Here is a 2,046-nt window from a genome sequence, read left to right as displayed (position 1 = left end):
TCCCGCCACAGCGCGTCGACCGGTACCCGGACCTCGCCCATGGTGTCGTGCTCGATACGGAATCCACTCTGGTCAGCCATACGGGCCAGAGTAGGCGTGGCCGCCGCCCCGTGCAGCCGCTCCGCGGGCCCGGCCCCGTGCGACCGCTCGGGGTGGCCCCGGGCCGGGGAGGGTCAGTCGTCGCGGGTCCCCTGGCCGTAGTCGACCGCCGAGAACTCGCGGAGCTTCTCCATGCGGTGGCGGGCCTCGACGTGCCGGACGGTCCCCGACTTGGACCGCATGACGAGGGACCTGGTGACGGCGCCGTTGGAGCGGTAGCTCACGCCGCGGACCATGTCGCCGTTGGTGATGCCGGTCGCCGCGAAGAAGCAGTTGTCGCCCTTGACCAGGTCGTCGGTGCCGAGGAACGCGTCGACGTCGAGTCCGGCGTCGACCGCTTTCTGGCGCTCGGCCTCGTCCTGGGGCCAGAGCTGCCCCTGGATCTCCCCGCCCATGCACTTCATGGCGCAGGCGGTGATGATCCCCTCCGGGGTGCCGCCGATCCCCATGAGCATGTCCACCGAGCTGTCGTCGGAGGCGGCCGCCACGCCACCGGCCACGTCCCCGTCCATGATCAACCGGACCTTGGCGCCGGCCGACCGGATCTCCGCGATGAGTTCCGCGTGCCGGGGGCGGTCGAGGACGCACACCGTCAGGTCCCCGACATCGATGTTCTTGGCCCTTGCCACGGAGATGATGTTCCACTCGGTGGACTTGGACAGGTCGATGTGGCCGACCGCATCCGGTCCCACGGCGATCTTGCGCATGTAGAACACCGCGGAGGGATCGAACATCGCGCCCCGCTCCGCGACGGCGATGACGGCGATGGAGTTGGGGCGGCCTTCGGCCATGAGGCGCGTCCCGTCGATCGGATCCACCGCCACGTCGACGGCGGGTCCGTGCCCGGTGCCGACCCTCTCGCCGTTGAACAGCATCGGCGCCTCGTCCTTCTCGCCCTCGCCGATCACCACGACGCCGTCCATGTCCACGGTGCCGATGAGCTCGCGCATGGCGTCCACGGCCGCGCCGTCACCCCCGAGCTTGTCTCCCCGGCCCACCCACCGGCCGGCCGCGAGCGCGGCGGCCTCGGTGACTCGGACGAGCTCCATGGCGAGGTTGCGGTCGGGACGTAGGGCGTCTGACATGTGGCGTCGGGCTCCTCGGATAGCTGCAGGCGGACGGGCAGTGGCGGCTCGCCGCGTGATGGGGTGTCGGCGCTCATTGTTGCACCTGTCGGCCCTCGCCGGGGGCCAGGCGCCCGACATGCCCCGGCCGGGTGGGATACTCGACGCCGTGGCCGAGCCGAAACCGAGAATCCTGCAGGGTAACCGCGACATGTTCTGGTCGGTGGTGGTTCTCATGGTGATCGTCGGACTTTTCGCCGGTGTGTCCGGGCAGTGCACGTTCAGCCCGTCGGGACCTCAGCAGGGAGCGATCCCGGAGTTCGACGCCGACGCCTCCCTGCGTCAGGACGCGCGGAGTCTGGACTTCCCGGTCCGTTCCCCGGATGTCCCGGAGGGGTGGACCTCCAACTCCGGGCGCGTCGAGAGCTTCGCCGACACCACCTCGAGCCACGTGGGGTGGGTGACGGGGGAGCGCAGTTTCGTCGAACTGGTCCAGTCCGATGCCCCGGAGGAGGCCTTCCGATCACTGAACGGCGGGCCGAGGCCGAACCGGACGATCGTGCCGGTGACCGGGCGGGAATGGACCGTGTTCACCGGTGACGACGTCCGCCCGGTGTGGGTCCTGGACCTGGGCGACGTCCGGGTGGCGGTGACCGGATCGGCCACCTCCTCGGACTTCGAGGCGCTGGCCGCGGCGGTCCAGGACGCCGAACCGCTGCCCAGCGGTCGATAGTCCCCCGGCCGGACGACCCCGGGCAGGTGCACGCCGACCCACCGCGCGCGCCGCGGCCTCCTAGGTGCGGTCGCCCGAGTCGTCGTCGCCCAGAACGGCGTCGATCCGGTCGCGTGCCCCGTCGAGGTGTTCGGTGCACCGCGCGGCGAG

General features: G+C 71.1%; 2 protein-coding genes. One reads left to right on the top strand and one right to left on the bottom strand.

Going from position 1 to position 2,046, the window contains the following annotated elements:
- Positions 1 to 173 precede the first annotated feature (173 nt).
- A complete protein-coding gene (gene glpX / locus G6019_RS10905) occupies positions 174 to 1,184 on the bottom strand; it encodes a class II fructose-bisphosphatase (protein ID WP_107756799.1) in 1,011 nt (336 codons plus the stop codon).
- A gap of 148 nt (positions 1,185 to 1,332) precedes the next feature.
- Here glpX and G6019_RS10900 point away from each other — a divergent pair, with 148 nt between their 5' ends.
- The gene (locus tag G6019_RS10900; RefSeq protein WP_107758141.1) at positions 1,333 to 1,896 is read left to right on the top strand and encodes a DUF4245 domain-containing protein; all 564 of its coding nucleotides are present in this window, start codon (positions 1,333 to 1,335) and stop codon (positions 1,894 to 1,896) included.
- The last annotated feature ends 150 nt before the right edge of the window (positions 1,897 to 2,046 follow it).

This window comes from Dietzia sp. DQ12-76, assembly GCF_014145045.1.
Lineage (GTDB): Bacteria > Actinomycetota > Actinomycetes > Mycobacteriales > Mycobacteriaceae > Dietzia.
The sequence above is the reverse complement of the archived record's forward strand: the minus strand, read 5'-3'. Positions and strand labels throughout refer to the sequence as shown.

Coding starts and splice junctions, on each gene's coding strand:
- glpX (WP_107756799.1), bottom strand. CDS start 1,184: ATGTCAGACGCCCTACGTCCCGACCGCAACCTCGCCATGGAGCTCGTC.